The organism is Taklimakanibacter albus (assembly GCF_016595235.1).
Lineage (GTDB): Bacteria > Pseudomonadota > Alphaproteobacteria > Rhizobiales > Aestuariivirgaceae > Taklimakanibacter > Taklimakanibacter albus.
The window spans coordinates 1,128,185-1,150,520 of the sequence record NZ_JAENHL010000006.1 but is presented as its reverse complement, the minus strand read 5'-3'; the positions used below and the strand labels follow the sequence as shown (position 1 = coordinate 1,150,520).

Annotated in this window: 22 protein-coding genes; 11 read left to right on the top strand and 11 right to left on the bottom strand. The window is 62.8% G+C overall.

The window, feature by feature from the left end; genetic code table 11:
• Nucleotides 1-131 precede the first annotated feature (131 nt).
• Complete coding sequence (locus tag JHL16_RS10275) at nt 132-833, top strand: outer membrane protein (protein ID WP_200184729.1); 702 nt, start codon at nt 132-134, stop codon at nt 831-833.
• A gap of 7 nt (nt 834-840) precedes the next feature.
• Here JHL16_RS10275 and JHL16_RS10270 read toward each other — a convergent pair whose 3' ends face one another.
• Nucleotides 841-2,208: a PleD family two-component system response regulator gene (locus tag JHL16_RS10270; RefSeq protein ID WP_200184728.1), complete on the bottom strand. Its 1,368-nt coding sequence runs from the start codon at nt 2,206-2,208 to the stop codon at nt 841-843.
• Nucleotides 2,205-2,600: a response regulator gene (locus tag JHL16_RS10265; protein ID WP_137854806.1), complete on the bottom strand. Its 396-nt coding sequence runs from the start codon at nt 2,598-2,600 to the stop codon at nt 2,205-2,207. The genes JHL16_RS10270 and JHL16_RS10265 overlap by 4 nt, the downstream gene beginning before the upstream one ends.
• Nucleotides 2,601-2,831: 231 nt before the next feature.
• On the opposite strand from JHL16_RS10265, the gene JHL16_RS10260 reads away from it, so the two are divergent.
• Nucleotides 2,832-3,116, top strand: a complete 285-nt coding sequence (locus JHL16_RS10260; RefSeq protein WP_200184727.1) for a DUF3572 family protein — start codon at nt 2,832-2,834, stop codon at nt 3,114-3,116.
• A 9-nt stretch (nt 3,117-3,125) separates the two neighbouring features.
• On the opposite strand, the gene JHL16_RS10255 is transcribed toward JHL16_RS10260, so the two are convergent.
• Nucleotides 3,126-3,776: a glutathione S-transferase family protein gene (locus JHL16_RS10255; protein WP_200184726.1), complete on the bottom strand. Its 651-nt coding sequence runs from the start codon at nt 3,774-3,776 to the stop codon at nt 3,126-3,128.
• Between the two features lie 95 nt (nt 3,777-3,871).
• Between JHL16_RS10255 and JHL16_RS10250 the strand changes: the two genes are divergently transcribed.
• Nucleotides 3,872-5,212: a DNA polymerase IV gene (locus JHL16_RS10250; protein ID WP_200184725.1), complete on the top strand. Its 1,341-nt coding sequence runs from the start codon at nt 3,872-3,874 to the stop codon at nt 5,210-5,212.
• Nucleotides 5,213-5,257: 45 nt separating this feature from the next.
• Here the strand turns inward: JHL16_RS10250 and JHL16_RS10245 are convergent, their stop codons facing one another.
• Complete coding sequence (locus tag JHL16_RS10245) at nt 5,258-6,106, bottom strand: EipB family protein (RefSeq protein WP_200184724.1); 849 nt, start codon at nt 6,104-6,106, stop codon at nt 5,258-5,260.
• A 49-nt stretch (nt 6,107-6,155) separates the two neighbouring features.
• Here JHL16_RS10245 and JHL16_RS10240 point away from each other — a divergent pair, with 49 nt between their 5' ends.
• The 6 genes from JHL16_RS10240 to JHL16_RS10215 are packed head-to-tail and all read left to right on the top strand — an operon-like array spanning nt 6,156 to nt 11,912.
• Nucleotides 6,156-7,127, top strand: a complete 972-nt coding sequence (locus JHL16_RS10240; protein ID WP_200184723.1) for a 2-hydroxyacid dehydrogenase — start codon at nt 6,156-6,158, stop codon at nt 7,125-7,127.
• A gap of 20 nt (nt 7,128-7,147) precedes the next feature.
• A complete protein-coding gene (locus tag JHL16_RS10235; protein WP_137854812.1) occupies nt 7,148-7,612 on the top strand; it encodes a RidA family protein in 465 nt (154 codons plus the stop codon).
• Nucleotides 7,613-7,615: 3 nt separating this feature from the next.
• Nucleotides 7,616-8,374: a glycerophosphodiester phosphodiesterase family protein gene (locus JHL16_RS10230; RefSeq protein ID WP_200184722.1), complete on the top strand. Its 759-nt coding sequence runs from the start codon at nt 7,616-7,618 to the stop codon at nt 8,372-8,374.
• Nucleotides 8,375-8,381: 7 nt separating this feature from the next.
• Nucleotides 8,382-9,533 carry a GNAT family N-acetyltransferase gene (locus tag JHL16_RS10225; RefSeq protein ID WP_200184721.1) on the top strand — a complete coding sequence of 384 codons (1,152 nt, stop codon included), beginning with the start codon at nt 8,382-8,384 and terminating at the stop codon, nt 9,531-9,533.
• Between the two features lie 12 nt (nt 9,534-9,545).
• A complete protein-coding gene (locus tag JHL16_RS10220) occupies nt 9,546-9,980 on the top strand; it encodes an HIT family protein (RefSeq protein WP_200184720.1) in 435 nt (144 codons plus the stop codon).
• Between the two features lie 15 nt (nt 9,981-9,995).
• Nucleotides 9,996-11,912: an NAD(P)/FAD-dependent oxidoreductase gene (locus JHL16_RS10215; protein WP_200184719.1), complete on the top strand. Its 1,917-nt coding sequence runs from the start codon at nt 9,996-9,998 to the stop codon at nt 11,910-11,912.
• Between the two features lies 1 nt (nt 11,913).
• On the opposite strand, the gene JHL16_RS10210 is transcribed toward JHL16_RS10215, so the two are convergent.
• Together JHL16_RS10210 and JHL16_RS10205 are read right to left on the bottom strand one after the other, a co-directional pair.
• A complete protein-coding gene (locus JHL16_RS10210; RefSeq protein WP_200184718.1) occupies nt 11,914-12,372 on the bottom strand; it encodes a hypothetical protein in 459 nt (152 codons plus the stop codon).
• Between the two features lie 14 nt (nt 12,373-12,386).
• Nucleotides 12,387-13,202, bottom strand: a complete 816-nt coding sequence (locus JHL16_RS10205; RefSeq protein WP_200184717.1) for a helix-turn-helix domain-containing protein — start codon at nt 13,200-13,202, stop codon at nt 12,387-12,389.
• 125 nt (nt 13,203-13,327) lie between these two features.
• On the opposite strand from JHL16_RS10205, the gene JHL16_RS10200 reads away from it, so the two are divergent.
• A complete protein-coding gene (locus tag JHL16_RS10200; protein ID WP_200184716.1) occupies nt 13,328-15,316 on the top strand; it encodes an NAD(P)-binding protein in 1,989 nt (662 codons plus the stop codon).
• Between the two features lie 213 nt (nt 15,317-15,529).
• On the opposite strand, the gene clpA is transcribed toward JHL16_RS10200, so the two are convergent.
• The 3 genes from clpA to JHL16_RS10185 form a co-directional block, all read right to left on the bottom strand.
• Nucleotides 15,530-17,926, bottom strand: coding sequence for an ATP-dependent Clp protease ATP-binding subunit ClpA (clpA, locus tag JHL16_RS10195; RefSeq protein WP_200184715.1), 2,397 nt, complete (start codon nt 17,924-17,926; stop codon nt 15,530-15,532).
• A 12-nt stretch (nt 17,927-17,938) separates the two neighbouring features.
• The gene (gene clpS, locus JHL16_RS10190; protein WP_137854819.1) at nt 17,939-18,262 is read right to left on the bottom strand and encodes an ATP-dependent Clp protease adapter ClpS; all 324 of its coding nucleotides are present in this window, start codon (nt 18,260-18,262) and stop codon (nt 17,939-17,941) included.
• A gap of 198 nt (nt 18,263-18,460) precedes the next feature.
• Nucleotides 18,461-18,805 (bottom strand): phasin family protein, encoded by a 345-nt coding sequence (locus JHL16_RS10185; RefSeq protein WP_137854820.1) that lies wholly within the window; start codon nt 18,803-18,805, stop codon nt 18,461-18,463.
• Nucleotides 18,806-19,108: 303 nt separating this feature from the next.
• On the opposite strand from JHL16_RS10185, the gene JHL16_RS10180 reads away from it, so the two are divergent.
• The gene (locus JHL16_RS10180) at nt 19,109-20,608 is read left to right on the top strand and encodes a serine hydrolase (protein WP_200184714.1); all 1,500 of its coding nucleotides are present in this window, start codon (nt 19,109-19,111) and stop codon (nt 20,606-20,608) included.
• A 127-nt stretch (nt 20,609-20,735) separates the two neighbouring features.
• On the opposite strand, the gene JHL16_RS10175 is transcribed toward JHL16_RS10180, so the two are convergent.
• Both JHL16_RS10175 and JHL16_RS34925 read right to left on the bottom strand, forming a co-directional pair.
• Nucleotides 20,736-21,644: a dihydrodipicolinate synthase family protein gene (locus JHL16_RS10175; RefSeq protein WP_246770852.1), complete on the bottom strand. Its 909-nt coding sequence runs from the start codon at nt 21,642-21,644 to the stop codon at nt 20,736-20,738.
• Nucleotides 21,641-22,333, bottom strand: a complete 693-nt coding sequence (locus tag JHL16_RS34925; protein ID WP_246770851.1) for a DnaJ domain-containing protein — start codon at nt 22,331-22,333, stop codon at nt 21,641-21,643. Before JHL16_RS34925 ends, JHL16_RS10175 begins: the two co-directional genes overlap by 4 nt.
• Nucleotides 22,334-22,336: the final 3 nt, after the last annotated feature.

The following is a 22,336-nucleotide window of genomic DNA, read 5'->3' as shown; positions in this document are numbered from 1 at the left end:
TTTTGATCTAGTGTGGCCGATGTGCAATAGCGGCCGATATTCTGACGCCCCCGTCAAATGCCGGGAGGACGTGACGGCCGGCATCTGTTACCGTCCACACTGAACGGTTGGGAATCTATTTGGGGCTCGGGATGCGGAAACTCACTTTTATCGCCACGGTCGGAACGGCCCTCGCGGTCGTAACACCTGCATCGGCGGCTGATTTTGTCGAACCCACCTATGATTGGAACGGGGTCTATGCCGGTGTGTTTGCCGGTATCGGGCACACCTCCTCCGATTGGGAGGGTACCGATGACGATATCGAGGCGGATCCCGTAGATATCGATGAAACCCTGAGCGAGACCACGGCTGTTCTGGGCGGTCTTGTCGGCGTCAATTTTCAGAAGGACAAGCTCGTCTTCGGCGCCGAGGCCGATCTCGCCTGGTTCGACTCGCGCCAGCATGAAAATCTTGACGGTGCCGAAGGTCTCGACATCACGTCCGACATCAATCTCCTCGGATCGCTGCGTGCCCGCCTCGGCTATGCCGAAGACCGCACCTTGTTCTATGTGACCGGCGGCGCCGCCTTCGCCGACACCAAGCATACGTGGAACGACGGCGGCAGCGAAACCTTCAACATGCCCTCGAAATCCGTCAATCTCAATTTCGGCTGGGTGGTCGGCGCCGGCATCGAGCATGCCTGGACCGACGACTGGCTGGTCCGCCTGGAAGGCTTCTATTACGATCTCGGCTCCAAGGACCGCACGGTCTCGGACGAGAACGAGACCGACGAATTCGAGGTCAAGCAGGATATCTGGGTCGGCCGGATAGGTATCAGCTACAAGCTCAACTGATCGACGCTCACGCGGCGGTCGAGTTGACCCGGTTGCGGCCGGCGCGTTTGGCGCTGTAGAGCGCCTCATCGGCGCGCTTCATGATATTTTCCATCGTGTCCGACGCGCTTTCGACCGCGGCGACGCCGATCGAGACAGTCACCGTCAAGGGACCCGCGGGTGAGCCGACATTGAACGGCGTGCCCGACACGCTGCGGCGCATGCGGTCAGCGATCTTAGTGGCGACATCGGTGCTGGTATTGGGCAGCACGATCACGAATTCCTCGCCGCCGATGCGGCAGACCATGTCGATATTGCGGATCGCCTGCTTGAGGCGTGAGGCGAGTTCCTGCAGGACGCGGTCGCCCACCGCATGGCCATGCTCGTCATTCACCGCCTTGAAGTGATCGACGTCGAGCGCCAGGATCGACAACGCCTTGCCGCGGTTGATCGCGTGCTCGACGAGCGCGTTGGTCTGGCTTTCCATGTAACGGCGATTATAGAGGCCGGTCAGCGGATCGGTGACCGCCATCTCCATCGTCGCCTGCACATGCGAGCGCAGTTGATCGGTGTAGCGGCATCGTCGGATCTGCGTGTTGGCGCGCGCCAGCAGCTCCTGCTTGTCGATCGGACGGATCAGATAGTCGTTCACGCCCATATCGAGAGCGCGCAGGAGGCGCTGATGATCGTCGGGCGCCACCACGATGAGAATGGGGGTCTGGCGGGTGCGCTCCAGCGATTTGAGCTGCGAGCACAGGCGCAGGCCGTCGACACTGTCCATGTCGAGATTGATGATGATCAGCTCGTAGCGGGTCTCGGCCGCGTGCATGACCGCCGTCAGCGGATCGTCGATGATGGTGACTTCGTGATGCGGCACGAGGGCCGCGCGGGTGCGCTCGGCGGTGTTGGCGCGGTTGTCGATGACCAGGACCTTGCCCGGCTTGGAATTGTCGATGCCCTCGCTGCGGCCGAGCATCTTCACCGTCTCGCCATTGGGCGAGCGGGCGCGCAATTCGTCGGTGAGCATCTTGAGCCGGACGAGGCTCTTCACCCGGCAGAACAGTGCCAGGTCGTTCACCGGCTTGGTCAGGAAGTCGTCGGCGCCGGCTTCGAGGCCCTTCACGCGGTCTTCCGGCTGGTCGAGGGCGGTGACCATCACCACCGGGATGTGATGGGTCTGCGCATCGCTTTTGATCTGCCGGCACACTTCGATGCCGTCGATGCCGGGCATCATCACGTCGAGCAGCACGATATCGGGCTTCGTCCGCTGCACGGAATCGAGCGCGTCGGCGCCGTTCATGGCGGTCACGACGTCGAAATACTCCGCTGAAAGCTTGGCTTCCAGCAGGCGCACATTGGCGAGAATGTCGTCGACAACCAGAACCCTGGCGGTCATTGCGGTCCCTTGAGGAAGCTGTCCACCGTTTTGAGGAAGCTCATAACGGAAATGGGTTTGGAGATATAGGCCTCGCAGCCCCCTTCCCGGATCTTTTCCTCGTCGCCCTTCATGGCGAAAGCGGTGACGGCGATGACCGGGATCCGGCGCAGCTCGTCGTCCTCCTTGAGCCATTTGGTGACTTCGATGCCGGAAACCTCCGGCAGCTGAATATCCATGATGATGAGGTCGGGCATATGCTGGCGTGCGATCTCCAGTGCCGAAAGCCCGTCGCGCGTCTGCAGTACACGATAGCCATGCGCCTCGAGGAGGTCATTGAAGAGCTTCATATTGAGCTCATTGTCCTCGACGATCAAAACGGTCTTGGCCTGCGCCGGATTTGTTGCGAGCATCTGCTCGGTTCCTACTCGTTTTCCCGGTATTTCTAGCACGGCTCGCGCCCCTTCGGAGTTGGCATGGCTTAGCCGGAAAATTCCAGCCTCCCCCGATATCCCTGTTTCGTTTTGAGAATTATTGCCGTTTCTTCTATAGGGAATTCTCACCGAACACGGTAACTAACAACTTAACCACTATGACACTCTATATCATGGTAAATCATTGATTAATTTCGGATATATAATTCCGTGAAGACACCTCGGATAAATCGCGCGGAGGCCGAGGTCATCGCCCTGAAGGCATTGGGCTTTCTGGCGAGCGAGCCCGAAAGGCTCAGCCGTTTCCTGACCCTCTCCGGCGTCGAAGTGGCCGATATCGGGACCGTCGCCGAGAATCCGGATTTCCTCGCCGGACTTCTCAATCACCTGTTGCAGGACGAATCGCTGCTGCTGACCTTCACCGCCGAGCAGGAATTGGACCCGCGCGTGCCGGCGCTGGCGGCCGAGGCGCTCGCCGGCCGGGCCGGCGCCTGATCCGGTTTCTCAGGCCGCCTCGGCGGTCTGAATTTCGAGCGCGCCATGCGTGTCGAGCGCCGCCTTGAGACGCGGCCGCGCCCTGACATGGGCCGCCACCCGCGCGATATGCGGGAAGCGTTCGAGCACCGCCTGCTCCGATGGATGTCCCCAGATCGTCAGCATGAACAGATAGATGTCGGCGGCGGAGTAGCGCTCGCCGACGACGAAGGGGCCGTCCTCGGCCAGCCGCGCTTCCATCATCGCGAACAGCTCGAGGCTTTTCTGCAGCGACTTGCGGCGGATGGCAGAGTTCTGCTCCTCGCTGTCGGCCAATCTGCGCGCATCGAAAGCGAGATCGATGGCCGGATAGATATTGTTGGCCATGAAGACGAGGCTCGACAGATAGACGGCGTGATCATCGCTGCCGGTCGGCGGCGCCAGGCCGGCTTCCGGATGCGCATCGGTGAGAAAGGCGACGATGGCGGCCGATTCCGTGATGGCGCGGCCATCGGGCAACCCCAAGGCGGGCACCATGTTCAAGGGACTGATCTCGCGGAATTCCGGGGCCCGCACCTGCTCCATGGTCAGCCAGATATTCTGGTAAGGAACGCCGAGCTCTTCGAGGACGAGATGGGCCGAGAGCGAGCCGCATCTTTTCACATTGTAGAGTTTATACATGAGCCCCTCATTTCTCTTGATGCGCTCCGTCCCAAGGCCAGTGAACCCTATTTAAGACGGCTGCGCAACGTGATGATGACGGCTAGAATGGCGGCATGGGACAGGATGTGGGCGCTTCGGGCTTTTGCCGGGATTGTTTCGCGCCGGCGGGCGACAATGATCGCCGCTGCGCCTCTTGTCGCTCGCCGCGTCTCATCCGTCATCCGGAACTGCATCAGCTCACCACCGCGCATCTCGACTGCGACGCCTTCTATGCCGCGATCGAGAAACGCGACGATCCGAGTTTGCGCGACAAGCCGGTGATCGTCGGCGGCCAGCATCGCGGCGTCGTGTCCACCGCCTGCTATATCGCGCGTATCCGCGGCGTGCGTTCGGCGATGCCGATGTTCACCGCGCGCAAGCTCTGTCCGGAAGCGGTGGTGATCAGCCCCAATATGGCAAAATATGCCGCGGTCGGGCGCGAGGTACGCGCGCTCATGCTCGATCTCACGCCCCTCGTTCAGCCGCTCTCGATCGATGAAGCCTTTCTCGATCTCAAAGGCACCGAGCGCCTGCATGGCCGCAGCGCCGCCCTGTCGCTTGGCCATCTGGCGCAACGCATCGAGAAGGAGATCGGCATCACGGTGTCGGTCGGTCTGTCGCATAACAAGTTCCTGGCCAAGATGGCCTCCGATCTCGACAAGCCGCGCGGCCTCTCGGTCATCGGCAAGGCGGAGACGCTGTCCTTCCTGGCGGCGCGGCCGGTCGGCGCCATCTGGGGCGTCGGCAAGGCGATGCAGGCCGAGCTCGCGAAAGACGGCATCACCATGATCGCGCAACTTCAGACCCGCGAGAGAAACGATCTGATACGGCGCTACGGCACGCTGGGCGCGCGGCTCTATCACCTGTCGCGCGGCGAGGATGCGCGGAGTGTCTCGACTGAAGACGAGACCAAAAGTATCAGCGCCGAGACAACCTTCGATGAGGATATCAGCGACTACAAGGCGCTCGAGCGCATTCTCTGGCAGATGAGCGACAAGGTCTCGCGGCGCGCCAAGCAGGATCGCCTCGCCGGCCACACCGTCACCCTCAAGCTCAAGACGGCGGATTTCAAGATCAGGACCCGCAACGCGTCCTTCCAGGATGCGACGGTGCTGGCCGACCGCATCTTCACCGCGGCCCAGCCGCTCCTCAAGCGCGAAGCGACGGGGACCGCCTTCAGGCTGCTGGGCGTCGGCATATCGCATCTGGTCGAGATTGATCCGGCGCAGATCGAAGCGACGCTCGACGAGCGTGCCGCCACCCGCGCCAAGGCCGAATATGCGATCGACCGCCTGCGCCAGAAATTCGGCAAGGACGCCATCGACCGCGGTCTGGTCTTCGAGGAGGAAGCGAGCCAAACACATATGGCGTCCGCTCGGCGTAAGCCCGGCCCAGGCGAAAGCCGGGACTCATAAAGCCTCACCACACGAGCAACGCTGCTCACGTGACAGTTGGAAGGGTCACTCGCATTTTTGCTGATTGAGCAATTCGAGCTTGGTCAGCGTGCCGGAAATGACATAGCCGCCATAGTCGATGGACAACGGACCGGCGACGCCATTTTCGTAGATTGGGAAGTTGACCTGATAGCTCGGCAGCTCCTCGCTGACCTTGGTGTCCTTGTCATATTCATAGAAGGTGATCGACAGCGGCCAGGACGGCATGTCCTTCAGCGCCTTGTCGATAGTGGGATCGCTGCCCGGATCCTTGCGCTTGCCGATGAAGGAGATCACCTTGAAGACCTTCGATCCGGACGCGCCGTCATAAAGAATGCTGACGTCGCGCGTCTCGCCGCGCTCGGCCGCATCCATCAGCCGCTTCTGATGCGCCATCGGGAACAGGACGCCGGCGGGAAGATCGAATTCCTCCGGCTTCGGCTCGCTGATCTCGCCGCGCCCGGGCTTGGCCGCATCGCTGTCCATATCGGCCTTGAGCCGGGTCTCGGTCTCGAGCCTGTTATTGACGAACTGCTTGTCGTTGAGCTGCAGGGAGAGACCGTCGCCCGACTCCCAGGAGGCGACCTGGTTGTCGAGAAGCTGGGTCTCGCCCTCATTGGGCCTGAGCTCCATGACGCGCCGGAAGCTGGTCGACCAGCCATCGCAGGCGGAACCGGTGATCTCCATCACCATGCGTCCGTCGGCGCCCGAAATATTGGAGCCTTCCGAGGATCGCTCCAGCTTCAGATCGTAAACGGCGCGATGCGCCCGGATATTCACCCCGGCCCAGGCATTGCTGCCTAATGCCGCAAGGGCAGCGAGGGTCAAGAGAAGGCTTGCGCCGCGTCTGATCTGATGTTTTCTAGTCCCGGTCATTCGATCCTCTTCAACCCCGCCCTCTTAAGCCAAACGGTAGAACTCAACAATGGCCCCCGCTTTGCCGCGCCTCCTGGTCACCAGACGTCTTCCCCAGGAGGTCGAAACCCGACTCGGAAAGGCCTTCGCCGCCCAATTGAACGCCGACGACCATCCGATGAGCGAGGCGGAAATCCTTGCCGGCGCGGAAGGCAAGGATGCCCTCCTGATCACGCCGATGGACAAATCTTTCGCCACCGGCATCATCGCCAAACTGCCCTCGTCGATCAAAATCGTCGCCACCTTTTCGGTGGGCTACGAGCATGTCGATATTGCGGCGGCGAAGGCCAGGAACATCGCCGTCACCAACACGCCCGACGTGCTCACCGACGCCACCGCCGACATCGCGCTGCTGCTGATTCTGGGGGCGGCGCGCGGCGCCTATTGGGGCGAGCGCATGGTGCGCGAGGACCGCTGGACCTCGTGGTCGCCGACGGCCCCCTTGGGCTTCGACGTCACCGGCCGCCGGCTTGGCATATTGGGCATGGGCCGCATCGGCCAGGCGGTCGCCAAGCGCGCCAAGGCCTTCGACATGGAGCTGCATTATCACAATCGGCGCCCGGTCGCCGCCGATCTGACTTTTGGGGCGCGCTATCACGCCAAGCTCGACGACATGCTTCCCTTTTGCGATTTCCTGTCGATCAACTGCGCCTCGACACCCGAGACGCGCGGGATCGTCAATGACAAGCTGATCGCGCAGCTTCCCGATGGCGCCATCATCGTCAATTCGGCGCGTGGCGATATCATCGACGACGACGCGCTGATCGCTGGCCTCAAATCCGGCAAGCTCGCCGCCGCGGGACTCGATGTGTTCCGCAACGAGCCCAAGATCGACCCGCGCTACCGCGCACTCGACAATGTGTTCCTGCTGCCGCATCTCGGCAGCGCCACCCGCGATACGCGCATTGCGATGGGCATGCGGGCCGCCGATAATCTCGATGCCTTCTTCGCCGGGCGCAAACCCGCCGACCTTCTGACCTGAACCACAACGGAGACTTCAGAATGAGCCAGATCGACAAGAAACTCGCCGAACTCGGGATCACTTTGCCGACGCCGGCGAAGCCCGTCGCCAATTATGTCGGCTGGGTGCGCACCGGCAATCTCGTCTATACGGCGGGCCAGGTCACGCTCAAGGACGGCAAGATCGAATATCAGGGCAAGATCGGCAAGGACTTCTCCGTCGAGGACGGCGCCAAGGCGGCCAGGCTCTGCGCCATCAATATCATTGCCCAGCTCAAGGATGCCTGCGGCGGCGATCTCGACAGGGTGAAGCGCATCGTCAAGCTGGTCGGCTTCGTCAACGGCACGCCCGATTTCGCCGATCAGCCCAAGGTGGTCAACGGCGCCTCCGACCTCATGGTCGAAGTCTTCGGCGACAAGGGCAAACATGCCCGCTCGGCGGTCGGCGCGGGTTCGCTGCCGCTCAATGTCGCCGTCGAGGTCGAGGCCATCGCCGAGGTCGAATAACCCATGCCTATGCCGCCCGCCTTGCGCCAACTGGACTGGCTTACCGCCCGGCCGATCGCGCATCGCGGGCTGCATGACGTACAGAACGGCGTCGTCGAGAATACGCAAAGCGCCTTCGCCCGCGCCATCGCCCATAATTATGCGATCGAATGCGACCTGCAGGTGACGGCGGACGGCGAGGCCGTCGTCTTTCACGACGAGACACTCGATCGGTTGATCGAGGCCAAAGGGCGCGTGGCCGACCACTCAGCGGCGGCGCTCAGGGCGCTCACCTTCAGATCCGGCGCCGACCGGATCCAGACTTTGTCCGAGCTGCTCGACCAGGTGCGCGGTCAGGTCCCCCTGGTGATCGAGCTCAAGAGTCATTGGAATGGCGATGAGACGCTCACCCGGCGCGCCGTCGCTACCGTCGCTTCATATGATGGCCCCTTCTGCTTCATGTCCTTCGATCCGGGGATCGTCACTACGCTGCGCCGGCTGAACCCCGACATCATCCGCGGCATCGTCGCCGACAGCTTCACCCATGAGGAGTACAACGTCCTGCCGGAGGTGGAACGCGCCCGCCTGCGCGAGCTTGCGCATCTGGGGCAGACCCATCCCGATTTCATCTCATATTACTGGCGGGACCTGCCGTTCCCGCCGGTCACCCGGTTCCGCGAGGCGGGCCACAAGGTGATCTGCTGGACGATCCGGAGCGCCACTGACGGCGTTGCGGCGCTGCGCGTCAGCGACCAGATCACCTTCGAGGGTTTTCAGGCCTGAGACGGGCATGAAGATCGAAGCCGTTTCCAGCATCGACAGCGTCCCGGCAACGGCCTGGGACAGTTGCGCCAACCCTTCAGGAAACCCGTTCAACCCTTTTATATCGCACGCATTTTTGTCTGCTCTTGAAAAGTCGGGTTCAGCCGTGCGCAAGACCGGCTGGCTCGGCCGGCATCTCGTGGTGAAGGACGATGCCGAGGCCATCGTCGGGGTGGCGCCGGCCTATCTCAAGACGCACAGCTATGGCGAATATGTCTTCGACCATGCCTGGGCCGATGCCTTTGAGCGCGCCGGCGGGGATTATTACCCCAAGCTGCAGGTCGCGGTGCCGTTCACGCCGGCGACCGGACCGCGCCTCCTGGCGGCGACGCCAGAGATCAAAGCCACGCTCCTCACTGGGCTCCGCCAGCTCGCCGCGCAGACCGAGGCGAGCTCGGTCCACATCACCTTCCTTCCCGAGGATGACTGGCGGCAGTTCGGCGCCGCGCCCTGGCTCAGGCGCACCGACACCCAGTTCCACTGGTTCAACCAGGCCTATGGCAGTTTCGACGACTTCCTGGCCGATCTCTCCTCGCGCAAGCGCAAGAACATCCGCAAGGAACGCGAGGCGGTTCACGCCGCCGGGATATCGCTCGAATGGGTGACCGGGCGCGACATCACCGAGACCCATTGGGACCATTTCTTCGAATTCTACATGGATACGGGCTCGCGCAAATGGGGCAGCCCCTATCTGACGCGGCGCTTCTTCAGCCTGATCGGCGAAAGCATGGCCGATCACGTCCTGTTGGTCTTTGCCAGGCGCGCCGGGCGGATCATTGCCGGCGCCCTCAATTTCATCGGCTCGGACGCGCTTTATGGCCGCAATTGGGGGGCGATCGAGCAGCACGCCAATCTGCATTTCGAGGCCTGCTATTATCAGGCGATCGACTTCGCCATCGCGCGCAAACTCGCACGGGTGGAGGCCGGCGCCCAGGGGCCGCACAAGCTGGCGCGCGGTTATCTGCCCAAGACCACTCACAGCCTGCATTATCTCGCCCATCCTGGCCTCGCGCGGGCGGTGGCGGATTATCTCGAGCACGAGCGCCAGGCGGTGGCCGAGGACCAGAGCGCCCTTGCCGAGCACGCGCCATTCAGGAATGCTGTCGAAGACGACTTTTGATGGAGTACCGCAATGCCCGCCTATGACCCCAACAACATCCTCGCCAAGATCCTGCGCGGCGAGATTCCTGCCATCAAAGTCTATGAGGATCAGGATACGGTCGCCATCATGGATATCATGCCGCAGGCCGACGGACATGTGCTGGTCATTCCGCGGGCGCCCTCGCGCAATCTGCTCGATGCCGATCCCGCCACCTTCAAGGCCCTCTATGAAACGGTGCAGGTCATCGGGCGTGCCGTGAAGGATGCCTTCGGCGCCGAGGGGGTGCTGGTCCAGCAGTTCAACGAACCAGCGGCGGGCCAGACGATCTTTCACCTCCATGTCCATGTGATCCCCAGGCGCGCCGGCGAGAATCTCAGGGCGCATACCGGCAAGATGGCCGACATGGCGCTGCTCGCGCGCCAGGCCGAGATGATCAAGCAGGCGCTGAACTCGCCGCAGACCTGACCGCGCGCGCCGGACATGGCCCGCCAGATCACGCGACGCGACTTTCTGGACGGCATGCTGGTCGCCGCCGCTGGTATGGCGTCATCGACATGGGCGGGACCCGCACAGGCTGCGGCGCCCTACCCGCCGGCGCTTACCGGCCTCAGGGGGCAGACACAGTCCTCTTTCCAAACGCTGCATGCGCTGCGTGACGGTACGTTCTGGGAAACAGCCGGCACGCCGGAAGCGACCAACGAAACCTATGACCTCGTGGTGGTGGGCGCCGGCATCAGCGGGCTCGCGGCCGCTTTTCTCTATCGCCAGCAGGCCGGTCCCAAGGCGCGGGTGCTCCTCCTCGAAACCAGCGACGATTTCGGCGGCCATGCAAGGCGCAACGAATTCACCGCCCGTAACGGCGCCAAGATCATCGGCTATGCCGGCTCGCAATCGCTGCAGACACCGAGCTATTTCTCGCCCGCCGTTCACAAACTTCTGCGCGACATCGCGGTGGATCTGGACAAGTTCGAAACCTATTACGACCAGGACTGGACCCGCCGCCATAAGCTCGGACCGGCGGCCTTCTTCAGCGCTGAGCAGTTCGGCGCCGACCGGCTGGTGAAGATCACGGAGAGAGCGGCCGACTGGGTGCCTGAGACGCCGCTCAACGAGAAGGCCCGGCACGACCTCATCGAGCTGATCGATCGCCCGCGCGATTATCTTTCCGGCAAGTCGCGGCCTGAGAAACTCGAAATACTGTCGCGCACCACCTATGCGCGATTCCTCACCGACATCTGTGCTTACGATCCTCAGCTTGTCACCTATTTCCAGGACTCGACCGAAGGAATTCTCGGCGTCGGCGCCGACGCCATCGCGGCGCTCGATGCCTGGGGCGATGGCGAACCGGGCTTCGAGGGCATGGATCTCGGCGATGCGCCGCACAAAATGATGAGCGCCAGCGCCCGGCGCGCCTTCACCGATCTCGATCCTTACATCTTCCATTTTCCCGACGGCAATGCCGGCATCGCCCGCGCTTTGCTGCGCGCGATGATCCCCGATGCGATCCCCGGACGCGGCATGGAGAGCCTGGTCGTCACCCGAGCCAGATATGGCCGGCTCGACACACCGGGCCGCGATGTGCGTCTCCGGCTCGATGCACCGGTGGTGAAAGTGGCGCATCACGGCGCCGAAGCGGCGACCGTAACCTATGTCGACAAGGGCAAGCTCAGGACGGTAGAGGCCGGACATGTCGTGCTCGCCTGCTGGCATCGCGTCATTCCCTATCTCTGCCCGGAGATCGCGCCGGCCCAGATTGACGCCCTCAATGATCAGCAGAAAGTCCCACTGGTGGTGGCGAATGTGCTGATCCGGGACTGGCGCTCCCTCGCCCGGCTCGGCATTCGCGGCTTCAAGTCGCCGGGCGCTTTCTGGCACGGAGCCACGCTGGATTTCCCGGTCAGCATGGGGCGTTATCGTTTCGCCCGCACGCCCGCCGATCCGGTTCTGCTGTCGCTGTTCAAGGTGCCGCTCGGCGGTAAGGGCGAAGATCCCCGCACGCAGAGCCTCGCCGGCCGGCGTCTCCTGATGCAGCTCACTTTCGAGGAGATGGAGCACCAGATCCGTGATCTGCTCGGCCGGGCGCTTTCAGGCGGCGGCTTTGACCCGGCGCGCGACATCGAGGCGATCACCGTCAATCGCTGGGCGCATGGTTATGCGCGCGAATATAAACGGCCCTGGGATTCATTCTGGCCCGACGGTCCGCTCCCCATCGAGACGGCGCGCAAAGGCTGGGGACGCATCGCCATCGCCAATGCCGACTCCGGCGCCTACCCCTATGCCCATTGCGCCATCGACCAGGCGGCGCGCGCGGTGCGCGACCTCCTCGGCCATTCGCCGAAACTTCCTGCTTTCGCCGATTTCCCAGGACCGCCGCGCGACCGGATCGGGCTCGATTGAGCTAATCCACCCGGCTCGCCAGCATGGCCCATTCCCGATTGCCCTCCAGGACCTGATCGAGCTCACGCGCAAAGGCCTCGAGAGCGGCGTAGGTTGTCAGAAACCGGGCCGTGACGGATTGCTGCAAGTCGATGTCTGGAGAGGCATGGCTCCGGGTGGCAAGGTCGACTTGGACCAGGAGCGTACCGCTGAGATTGTAAGGTCGCACGGCGATGCGAAGGTGGCATTGTTCGATCTTCTCAGGGGTTTTCCCGTTCCAGAATCCTCCCTCGATCAGGGGCAGATTCTCTTTCGACAACGGGTAGGCGCGTAGGGTCGCGACGAATGTCTCTTTCACATGCAGCCGGTCGAACCAGGCCGAGCCGGTGCCTGAAAACATATCCGTATTGACGACGGCGTCGACCTCTCCGAACCATTCGTCGTCCGGCCTGTAACGCAGGCGAAGTCCGTACTCGCTCATCGTGGTCCCCTCGGTCACAGTCGCGGCATGAGGACGGTCTCGCCGGGCGTCAGATCGTTGCGCGTCGCATAGCGCACGACCGGGTCGATGTCGGGTGAATCCAACGGCAAGGCGCCGCAGCGCTTGAGCTCGCGTTTGATGTCGATGCTGGGTCCCAGAAACTGCAGGATCATACGGGCGGCGAGGATCTCGCGCCGGCTCTGCGGGTCGATGCCGAGGCTCAGGCCATTGAGGAAACTGACGCCGCTGAAGTCGCTCGCATAATGCATGCCGAACCATAAGGAGCGGTGCGCTAGGATCTCGTCCACCGCGACATAGACGCGGCCCTCGCTGACGACGGCGAAACCCGCATATTTGAGGACGCGCGGCAGGCCCGGCACATTGGCCGAAAAACGCTCGATGCCCTTGATCGCCAGGCAGCGCGCCTCGGGCCGCATGCGCAGCAGACTGCGGGTGATGGTGGGCGAGCGCGGCTCGTCCTGCATATGCAGAAAATAGTAGCCGGCTAGCTTCGCCGCCGCCTCGAGATCATGCCGGCCGGCGAGCGTGGTGAAGAACTGCGTCACCGGATCGTCCTCGGTCTTTCCGAGCCGTGGCGGCCTGAGCCGGATCAGTGCGCGGAAGGCCTCCTCATCGCGCAGGATCTCGTGCTCCTCGACCCCAAAGAAATCGCAGATGCGGCGCAGCGAGGCGAGCGACGGGCGCGCCGCGCCGGAGAGATATTTGGTGAATTGCTGGCGGTTGAACCCAGCCTTGCGGCAGATATCGGCTACCGAGCGCCCATAGCTGGTCAGGAGTCTGAGATTGGCGGCAAGCTGGTCTGAGGACATGATGTGACGCGATTTGACGCTATCTCTATACCAAGCAGCGTCGAAGACGGAAATGGTTTCCCGATTGTCGAAGCAGAAAACCTCCTGCAATCCTGTTGCACAGAAGATTTCAAGCGGAGGAACCCATGACACAGCACTCATCACGCGACAAAGCCCTCGGTATGGATCGCGCCATCTCGCGGCGTGACTTCCTGAACGGCGTCGCTTTGACCGCCGGCGCCCTGTCGGCCGGCGCCCTCGGTGGCATGGGCTTTTCGGGCTCCCCGGCGCGCGCCGAAGGCACTGCCTATCCGCCCGGCCTCACCGGCCTTCGCGGTCACAATCCCAATTCCTTCTCCGTCATGCATGCGGTGCGCGACGGCACCTTCTGGGACAAAGCCGGTGCGCCGGAAGCGTCGGGCGAAACGTACGATCTCGTGGTGGTCGGCGGCGGCATCAGCGGGCTCGCGGCGGCCTATCTCTACCGGCAGCAATCGGGCGGCAAGGCCAAGGTCCTCATTCTCGAGAACCATGATGATTTCGGTGGTCATGCCCGGCGCAACGAATTCACCGCCAGCAATGGCAGGAAAATCATCGGCTATGGCGGTTCGCAATCGCTGCAGACACCGAGTTACTTCTCAGCCGCGGTCAAGCAGCTTCTGGCCGACATCGCGGTCGATACCGAGAAATTCAAGACCTATTACGACCAGGACTGGGGCAAGAAGCGCGGGCTCGGCGCCGGCACCTTCTTCCGCAAGGAGCTGTTCGGCGCCGACGCCCTCGTCAAGGAAGAGGAGAAGGCCGCCGACTGGGTGCCGAAGTCGCCGCTCAACGACAAGGCCAAACGCGATCTGATCGAGCTCATCGACGCGCCGCGCGACTATCTGCCCGGCAAGACTCGCGAGGAGAAGCTCAAGACACTGTCGGAAACGACCTATGCCAAGTTCCTCACCGATATCTGCGGCTATGATCCGCAGCTCGTCACCTATTTCCAGAACTCGACCGAAGGTTATTTCGGCATGGGTATCGACGGCACCACGGCGGCCGATGCCTGGGGCAACTGGAATCCGGGCTTCGGCGGCATGGATCTGGGCGAGACGCCACACCGCTCGATGAGCCCGAGCGGCCGGCTCGCTCTCACCGATCCCGACCCCTATATTTTCCATTTCCCGGACGGCAATGCCGGTGTCGCCCGCTCGCTGGTCCGCGCGTTGATCCCCGATGCCTTGCCCGGCCAAGGCATGGAAAGCCTGGCCTTGGCGGCGGTCGATTACGGCAAGCTCGATCAGGACGGTGCGCCGGTGCGCCTGCGCCTCAATTCTTCCGTTGTGAAGGTTGCCCATGACGGCAGCCCCGACAGCGCCAAGTCGGTGACCGTCACCTATTCCGCCGACGGCAAGCTCAAGACCGTAGCGGCCGGCCATGTGGTGCTCGCCTGCTGGCATCGCGTCATTCCCTATCTCACCACCGAGCTCGGCAAGGAGCAGGTCGAGGCGCTCAACGACCAGCAGAAAGTGCCGCTGATCTACACCAATGTACTGATCCGCAACTGGGAGGCCTTCGCCAAACTGGGCATCAGCCGCTTCGAGGCGCCCTCCTCCTTCTGGCACGGCGCTTCGATCGATTTCCCGGTCAGCATGGGCGACTACAAATTCGCCGATACGCCAAGCGATCCGGTGCTGCTGCATCTCTCCAAGGTGCCGCTCACCGGCGAGGCCGGCGTCTCGACCCGCGACCAGTGTCTCGCCGGGCGGCGTTATCTGACCCAGCTCACCTTCGAGGAAATGGAGCGCGAGATCCGCGACATGCTGGGCCGCGCTCTGGCCGGCGGCGGCTTCGACCCGGCGCGTGATGTCGAGGCGATCACCGCCAACCGCTGGTCGCATGGCTATGCCTACGAATATATGCGCCCCTGGGATCAGTACTGGCCCGACGGCGCCCTGCCGATCGAAACCGCGCGCAAATCCTGGGGCCGGATCGCCATCGCCAATGCCGATGCGGGTGCCTATGCCTATGCGCATTCGGCGATCGACCAGGCGTCGCGGGCGGTGCGTGACCTCCTTGGCCATTCCGACAACCTGCCGGCCTATGCCGATTTCCCCGGGCCGCCGCGCGACAAGATCGGACTGAAGTAAACCACCGCCCACTCGTCATGGCTGAGAAGCTGGATGGCCGCCTCAAGGGCGGCCATGACGTGTGGAGCTGATCAAGATTGACGCAATTTATAACGAAATATCATTGGCTTAACATTGTAAGCTCAAGCGTTGATCGAGGCAGCGCTGCGCGCGCCGGACAAAGTAAAAGGCCCGCTCCAGTGTCCTTGGAGCGGGCCCTTAACCGTCAGGCGGTTAATTCAGCTTCTCTTTTTTCTTCGGTGTCTTGCGCGGCTTGGCGGCCGACGACTTTGGCAGCGCCTTGCGGTCAGGCGGCTTGGGCAGCGCCTTTTCCTCGTCGCGGCCGAGATAGTCGAAATGCAGCTTGCCTTCGCCGTCCTCGCCCTTCTCGAACAGGATGCGCACGGTGCCGCCTTTGGTGAGCTTGCCGAACAGAACCTCTTCGGCCAGCGGCTTCTTCACATATTCCTGGATGACGCGGGCCAAGGGCCGCGCCCCCATCTGCTGGTCATAGCCCTTCTCGGCCAGCCAGTTGCCGGCTTCCTCGGAAAGCTCGATATTGATCTGGCGCTCGGACAGCTGCGCCTCGAGCTGGAGGATGAACTTCTCGACGACCTTGCGCACCACTTCCGGCGGCAGATGGTCGAAGGGAATGATCGCGTCCAGGCGGTTGCGGAATTCCGGCGAGAACATGCGGCTGATCGCTTCCTGATCATCGCCCTCACGCACGCTACGGGTAAAGCCGAAGGCCGCCCTGGCGAGATCCTGGGCGCCGGCATTGGTGGTCATGATCAGCACGGTGTTGCGGAACTCGACCGTCTTGCCGTTGTGGTCGGTCAGCTTGCCGTGATCCATGACCTGCAGCAGGATGTTGAAGAGATCCGGATGCGCCTTCTCGATCTCGTCGAGGAGCAGCACGCAATAGGGATTCTGGTCGACGCCATCGGTGAGCAGGCCGCCCTGGTCGAAGCCGACATAACCCGGAGGCGCGCCGATCAGGCGCGACACCGAATGGCGCTCCATATATTCCGACATGTCGAAGCGCAGGAGCTTCACGCCCAGCACCTCGGCGAGCCGCTTGGCGACTTCCGTCTTGCCGACACCTGTCGGGCCTGAGAACAGATAGCTGCCGATCGGCTTTTCGGGTTCGCGCAAACCGGCGCGGGCGAGCTTGATGGCGCTGGCGAGGGCGCCGATCGCCTTGTCCTGGCCGAAGACCATGCGCTTCAGCTCTTTGTCGAGCTCCTGCAGCACGGTCGCGTCGTCCTTCGACACGGTTTTCTGCGGAATACGCGCCATCGTGGCGACGGTTTCCTCGATCTCGGGAACCCCGATCACCGCCTTGCGCTTGTTCTCGGGCAGCAGCATCAGCGCCGCACCGGTCTCGTCGATCACGTCGATCGCCTTGTCGGGCAGCTTGCGGTCGCTCATGTAACGGGCCGACAACTGCACCGCCGTCTCGATGGCGTCATCAGTATAGCGGACCTTGTGGAACTCCTCGAAATAGGGCTTGAGGCCCTTCAGGATCTTGATCGCATCCTCGACCGTCGGCTCGTTGACGTCGATCTTCTGGAAGCGCCGCACCAGAGCGCGGTCCTTCTCGAAATGCTGGCGGTATTCCTTGTAGGTGGTCGAGCCGATGCAGCGCAGGTTTCCGCCGGCGAGCGCGGGTTTGAGCAGGTTCGACGCGTCCATCGCGCCGCCTGACGTAGCACCGGCGCCGATCACCGTGTGGATCTCGTCGATGAACATGATGGCGCCCGGCTGGCGCTCGATCTCCTTGATCACCGCCTTGAGCCGTTCCTCGAAATCACCGCGATAACGGGTGCCGGCGAGAAGTGCTCCCATGTCGAGCTGATAGATGGTGCAGTCTTTGAGCACCTCGGGTACTTCGCCATTGATGATGCGGCGCGCCAGGCCTTCGGCGATGGCGGTCTTGCCGACGCCCGGATCGCCGACGAAAAGCGGGTTGTTCTTCTGGCGCCGGCACAGGATCTGAATGGTCCGGTTGACCTCCTGCTCGCGCCCGATCAGCGGGTCGATATGGCCTTCGGCCGCCTTCTTGTTGAGATCGACGCAATAGGCTTCGAGCGCGTCGGCCTCGTTCTTTTTCTTGGGGTCGCCGGTCTCGCCTTCGCTGTTCTGCTGGTCCTGCTCGACGCCGCGGGCGGGCCGCGAGTCTGCCAGGCCGGCGCGCTTGGCGATGCCGTGCGAGATGTAGTTGACCGCGTCATAGCGGGTCATGTCCTGCTCCTGCAGGAAATAGGCGGCATGGCTTTCGCGCTCGGCGAAGATGGCGACGAGCACATTGGCGCCGGTCACCTCGTCCCGGCCCGAAGACTGGACATGGATAACGGCGCGCTGGATGACGCGCTGGAAACCGGCCGTCGGCTTCGATTCCTTGACATTGTCGACGATGAGATTGGCGAGCTCGTTGTCGATGTAGCTTTCGAGATTACGGCGCAAAATGCTGATATCGACGCTGCAGGCGCGCATGACGGCGGCGGCGTCCTTGTCGTCGGTCAAAGCGAGAAGCAGATGCTCCAGCGTCGCATATTCGTGGCTGCGCTCATTGGCGATAGCGAGCGCGCGGTGGAGAGCCTTCTCTAGACTGCGGGAGAATGTGGGCACCCTCTGAAGCTCCTATTCCTTTTCCATCGTGCATTGTAGCGGATGTTGGTGCTTGCGCGCAAAGTCCATGACTTGCGTCACCTTGGTTTCCGCTATCTCGAACGTGTAGACCCCACAGATGCCGACACCTTTCTGGTGCACATGCAGCATGATCCGGGTCGCCTCGTCCCTGCCCTTGTTGAAGAATCGTTCCAGCACGACGATGACGAACTCCATGGGCGTGTAGTCGTCATTCAGCAAAAGCACCTTGTACAGTGACGGCTTCTTCGTCTTGGGCGCCGTCCGGGTGATGACACCCGTCTGTCCATTGTCGTGTTTCGAGTCTCGCTGGCTCATGTGTCTGATTATATATGCGCTCGAGGCAGGAATGGGAGAGGTTAAAGGCGGCGATTTTGCGTCACGCCCGCACCGGGGCCGCATGGCTCGCCCCAATTGATACCAATCTGGCGGCTTTTTGGGCAAAACCGGCACAAATAAAAGAAAACCCGGAGACGGAAGTCCCCGGGCTCAAAAAGCCTGAAATGAAAATCAGACTTACTTTGTCACTTTCGGCGTCAGGGCGGCAATCTTCGCCTCGAAGGGCTTATAAGCTTCCTTCGCGGTCGAGACATAGAGCTCGCCGAACTTGTTCATCTGGCCGAGGAAAGCCTCATAGGCTTCCTTGGCATAGCCCTGCTGGACTTCGAGAGCCTTGTCGAAGGACTTGGCCGAAGAGGCCTTCTCGAAAGCCTGGGTGCCGCGCTCGAACGACTTGCGCGAGAAATCGACGGCTTCGGCCGTGATCGTCTGCAGGCCTTTGCTGAACGCGGTGGCGGAAGCGACATAGGCGTCAACGCTGTCTTTGCCGAGCGCCTGGAAATCTTCGAACGACTTGATCATTGAGGAATTCTCCTGCTGGAATTGGGGGTATGCAACGCGACTGTTGATGCAAGGCAATATATGCACTGCACCATAACAGTCAAGGATTATTTTGCAGTGCACAATTTTTCTGACTGTGCGGAAAATTCCAGTTTACAAAATAGTAGTGCGTATGAGCGAAATTGCCGGCTGAGTGGGCGGCTGGCGGCTGCGACAGGATTAAAGGACTAGATCAGGCTCTGGTTGAATTAATCCGATTTCGGTCGCCGGATGGCATTAGAATAGGTAAAGGAAGCGGGATTCGTTCCGCATCAGGGGATTTCTATGATGGTATGGACGGCGCTTCGCCGCGTAATGGTCAGCCTGGCGTTGCTTCTTCTGATAGGCGTCGTCGCCATTTCACCTGCTGCCGCTAAGGTGAAGTTCTCCGCGCTGGCGGTCGATGCCCGCACCGGCGAGATTCTTTTTTCCAGTGACGCCGACGGCCCGCGTTATCCGGCCTCCCTCACCAAGGTGATGACGCTGTACATCCTGTTCCAGGAGATGAAGGCGGGTCGCCTCACGCTCAACAGCCGCATCACCGTATCGCGCTACGCCGCCGGCCGTCCGCCGACCAAGCTCGGCGTCAAGCCCGGCCAGACGGTGAGCGTCGAGGAAGCGATCAAAGCCCTGATCACGCTTTCCGCCAACGACATCGCGGTCGCCATCGGCGAGCATATCGAGGGCAGCGAGACGGCTTTCGCCCAGCGCATGACCCGGACGGCCAAGGCGCTCGGCATGTCGCGCACCCTGTTCCGCAACGCCTCGGGCCTGCCTGATCCGCGTCAGGTCACCACCGCGCGCGACATGGCCACGCTGAGCCTCCGGGTGCAGCGCGACTTCCCGCAATATTACCCCTATTTCCGCACCACCTCTTTCCAGTTCGGCAAGCGCACGATCCGCAGCCATAACCGCCTGCTCGGACGTTTCGACGGCACCGACGGCATCAAGACCGGCTATATCCGCGCCGCCGGCTTCAACCTCACCACCTCGGCGAGACGCGGCGACAAGCGCATCATCGGCGTGGTGATGGGCGGCCAGAGCGGCCGCTCGCGCGACAACTACATGATCGCCATGCTCACCAAGGCGTTCCCCAAATGCGAAGGCGGCACCCAGCTCGCCGCCGCGATCGAGGGCACCAAGCCGCGCCCGAGCGAGGAGATCCAGGTCGCCTCCATCGCCACGCCGCCCGTCGCCGACACGGCCAGCAAGCCCGAGAAAAAGAAGCGGCGCGCCGGACGCAATGACGACCAGATGCCGGAAGCCCAGGGCGACATTGGCGGCCTCGACAATGCCGAGCTGGCGTCCCAGGCCGAGAATGCCTCCAGCCTGCCCGGCACGACTTTCGCCGCCGTCTCCGCCGACCAGGCCGATCTCGCCCGTGTCTCGGGTGAAGTCGCGAGCCCCGATGTGGTGCCCCAGGCGCCGCAGGCCGCCACCGCGCCGGTCACGGCGTCGATGTCGACCAGCCTTCCCTTCAAGGTGAAGAAGCCCGCCGACACGCAAGGTGGCCAGATCATCGTCGCTTCGGTCGATGCGTCCTGGAATATCCAGCTCGGCGCCTATGGCAGCAAGAAGGAAGCGCAGGACGCGCTGTATGCGGCGCGCAATGTCAGCCCCAAGCTCTTCGCCGCGAAACAGGCCTTCACGGTCGAGGTGAAGAAGGGCGAGGAGACGATTTTCCGTGCGCGCATGTCGGGCTTCACCGCCAAAAGCGCCAAGACCGCTTGCCGGACCTTGTCGCGCAAGGGCGTCGATTGCTCGACGATCGCGCCGCAGTCCTAGACGATTGTCGCAGGACCTCATTCAACACCCCTCATGCTGAGGTGGCCGCGAAGCGGCCCTCGAAGCATCCATCAGGACGAAGCCAGAGTGCTGGAGGAGACCCTTCGTGGCTCGCTTCGCTCGCGCCTCAGGGTGAGGGTGATTTGTGGATCGCGAGCTCAGCCAGCCGCCTCGCCCAGCGCTCGGCTGTGGCGAGCCCGAACTCCGACGTAGGCAGGCAGGGCTGACGATCATGCACCGTGATGCCGGCCTCGGCGGCGAAGATCCGCTTGCCATAGGTGATGAGATGCTCGAGCGACTGCATGACGAAAGTCACCGCCGGCAACATCTCGGCATAAAGTGCGTCAGCCTCGGCTGTCCTGCCGGCCTGCCAATGATCGAAGATCCGCGTCGCCACCGGCGCGATATCGGGCGCCAGCACGAAGCCTGAGCAGCCGGCGCGCAGGCAGTCGGTCATTTCGAGCCCTCCCCGTCCGCCGAGCACCTTGAGCCTGGCGCCGGCGATGTCGATGATCCGGCGGATGCCCAGCGCCGCGTCCTCGCCTTTGACCGCCGCCAGGTTGGGGCATTGGGCCGAGAGCCGCACGAGATCCTCACCGGACAGAGCGCGGCCGAGATATTGCGGGGCGTTCTGCACCGCCACCGGCAGTGTCGTCGTGCGCGCCACGCGGGCGAAGAAATCGAGATAGATGTCGGCGCCATAGGTGCCGGCCATGGGCGGCTGCAGGATCAGCCAGTCAGCCCCGGCATCGGCGGCGTGAGCCGCGAGCGACGCCTGTTCGGCGACGCTATTGCCCGCAATCGTCACGGAAAACGGAAGACGTCCGGCATTGGCGCGCCCCACGGTCGCGATCAGACGGCTGCGCTCCTCGAAAGTCAGCTTCAACACTTCCGTGGCAAGCCCGAGCACGGTGATGCCGTGACAACCGCGCGCGGCGCAGAAATCGACTTGCGCTGTCATCGCGCCGTGGTCGACGGTTTCATTGCGGGCGAAGAGCGCATAAAGCACCGCATGGACGCCGTCGAATAGACTCAAAGCAGAATGTCCTTGGCCTGGTTGATCTTGGCGGCGAGATAGTCGGAGCCGCCGCGGTCGGGATGGAACTCCTTCATCAGGCGGCGATGGGCGGCGCGGATGTCCTCTTCGCTGGCGCCCTCCTTCAGCCCCAGCACCGCCAAGGCCTCGGCGCGGCTCATCGTAGCCGACGGTGTTCCACCGTTGCCGCGCGGGCCCGCCTGCCACGTCTCGCGCCAGCCGGCCTTGCTGCGGTCGAGCCACGCCTCGAGCAGCGCCCGGCTCTGGTCGTTGACGGTGGTGCATTGGCGGTGGAAGGCCTTCAACTCGTCTTCCTTCAGCGCCGACAACAACCGGCCCTTGAGCGGCCCGGCAAGAATCTGGCCATCCATGCGGCCGGAATCATGGTCGAGCTCCATGGCGAGCAGGCTGGTGGCGACGCGCGAGCGCTGACCGGAGGATTTCTGGCCCCAGGGAAAAGCGCCGCCGAACAAGCCCGATTGCCCCATCAGGCCAAGCCCGAAGACGAATATCGGGATGGCGACATTTATGCTGCCGCGCATGGCGAGGAGACCCGCCACCCCGATGAGGGCCATGCCACCGACATTTCGCATGAACTTGGCGGCCTGGCTGGCCGGCGTCGCCACGAATTGCCGCAACAACCAATAGCCGCCAAAGGCAATCGCCAGCGCATAGACGAGATTGAGCATGTC

What these genes read in the sequence shown, in the direction of transcription:
- JHL16_RS34925 (WP_246770851.1), bottom strand. Translation starts at nt 22,333, where the DNA reads ATGCTCAATCTCGTCTATGCGCTGGCGATTGCCTTTGGCGGCTATTGG.
- JHL16_RS10215 (WP_200184719.1), top strand. Translation starts at nt 9,996, where the DNA reads ATGGCCCGCCAGATCACGCGACGCGACTTTCTGGACGGCATGCTGGTC.
- clpS (WP_137854819.1), bottom strand. Translation starts at nt 18,262, where the DNA reads ATGAGCCAGCGAGACTCGAAACACGACAATGGACAGACGGGTGTCATC.
- JHL16_RS10235 (WP_137854812.1), top strand. Translation starts at nt 7,148, where the DNA reads ATGAGCCAGATCGACAAGAAACTCGCCGAACTCGGGATCACTTTGCCG.
- JHL16_RS10185 (WP_137854820.1), bottom strand. Translation starts at nt 18,805, where the DNA reads ATGATCAAGTCGTTCGAAGATTTCCAGGCGCTCGGCAAAGACAGCGTT.
- JHL16_RS10255 (WP_200184726.1), bottom strand. Translation starts at nt 3,776, where the DNA reads ATGTATAAACTCTACAATGTGAAAAGATGCGGCTCGCTCTCGGCCCAT.
- JHL16_RS10220 (WP_200184720.1), top strand. Translation starts at nt 9,546, where the DNA reads ATGCCCGCCTATGACCCCAACAACATCCTCGCCAAGATCCTGCGCGGC.
- JHL16_RS10230 (WP_200184722.1), top strand. Translation starts at nt 7,616, where the DNA reads ATGCCTATGCCGCCCGCCTTGCGCCAACTGGACTGGCTTACCGCCCGG.
- JHL16_RS10245 (WP_200184724.1), bottom strand. Translation starts at nt 6,106, where the DNA reads ATGACCGGGACTAGAAAACATCAGATCAGACGCGGCGCAAGCCTTCTC.
- JHL16_RS10210 (WP_200184718.1), bottom strand. Translation starts at nt 12,372, where the DNA reads ATGAGCGAGTACGGACTTCGCCTGCGTTACAGGCCGGACGACGAATGG.
- JHL16_RS10240 (WP_200184723.1), top strand. Translation starts at nt 6,156, where the DNA reads ATGGCCCCCGCTTTGCCGCGCCTCCTGGTCACCAGACGTCTTCCCCAG.
- JHL16_RS10200 (WP_200184716.1), top strand. Translation starts at nt 13,328, where the DNA reads ATGACACAGCACTCATCACGCGACAAAGCCCTCGGTATGGATCGCGCC.
- JHL16_RS10180 (WP_200184714.1), top strand. Translation starts at nt 19,109, where the DNA reads ATGATGGTATGGACGGCGCTTCGCCGCGTAATGGTCAGCCTGGCGTTG.
- JHL16_RS10265 (WP_137854806.1), bottom strand. Translation starts at nt 2,600, where the DNA reads ATGCTCGCAACAAATCCGGCGCAGGCCAAGACCGTTTTGATCGTCGAG.
- JHL16_RS10270 (WP_200184728.1), bottom strand. Translation starts at nt 2,208, where the DNA reads ATGACCGCCAGGGTTCTGGTTGTCGACGACATTCTCGCCAATGTGCGC.
- JHL16_RS10250 (WP_200184725.1), top strand. Translation starts at nt 3,872, where the DNA reads ATGGGACAGGATGTGGGCGCTTCGGGCTTTTGCCGGGATTGTTTCGCG.
- JHL16_RS10225 (WP_200184721.1), top strand. Translation starts at nt 8,382, where the DNA reads ATGAAGATCGAAGCCGTTTCCAGCATCGACAGCGTCCCGGCAACGGCC.
- JHL16_RS10275 (WP_200184729.1), top strand. Translation starts at nt 132, where the DNA reads ATGCGGAAACTCACTTTTATCGCCACGGTCGGAACGGCCCTCGCGGTC.
- JHL16_RS10205 (WP_200184717.1), bottom strand. Translation starts at nt 13,202, where the DNA reads ATGTCCTCAGACCAGCTTGCCGCCAATCTCAGACTCCTGACCAGCTAT.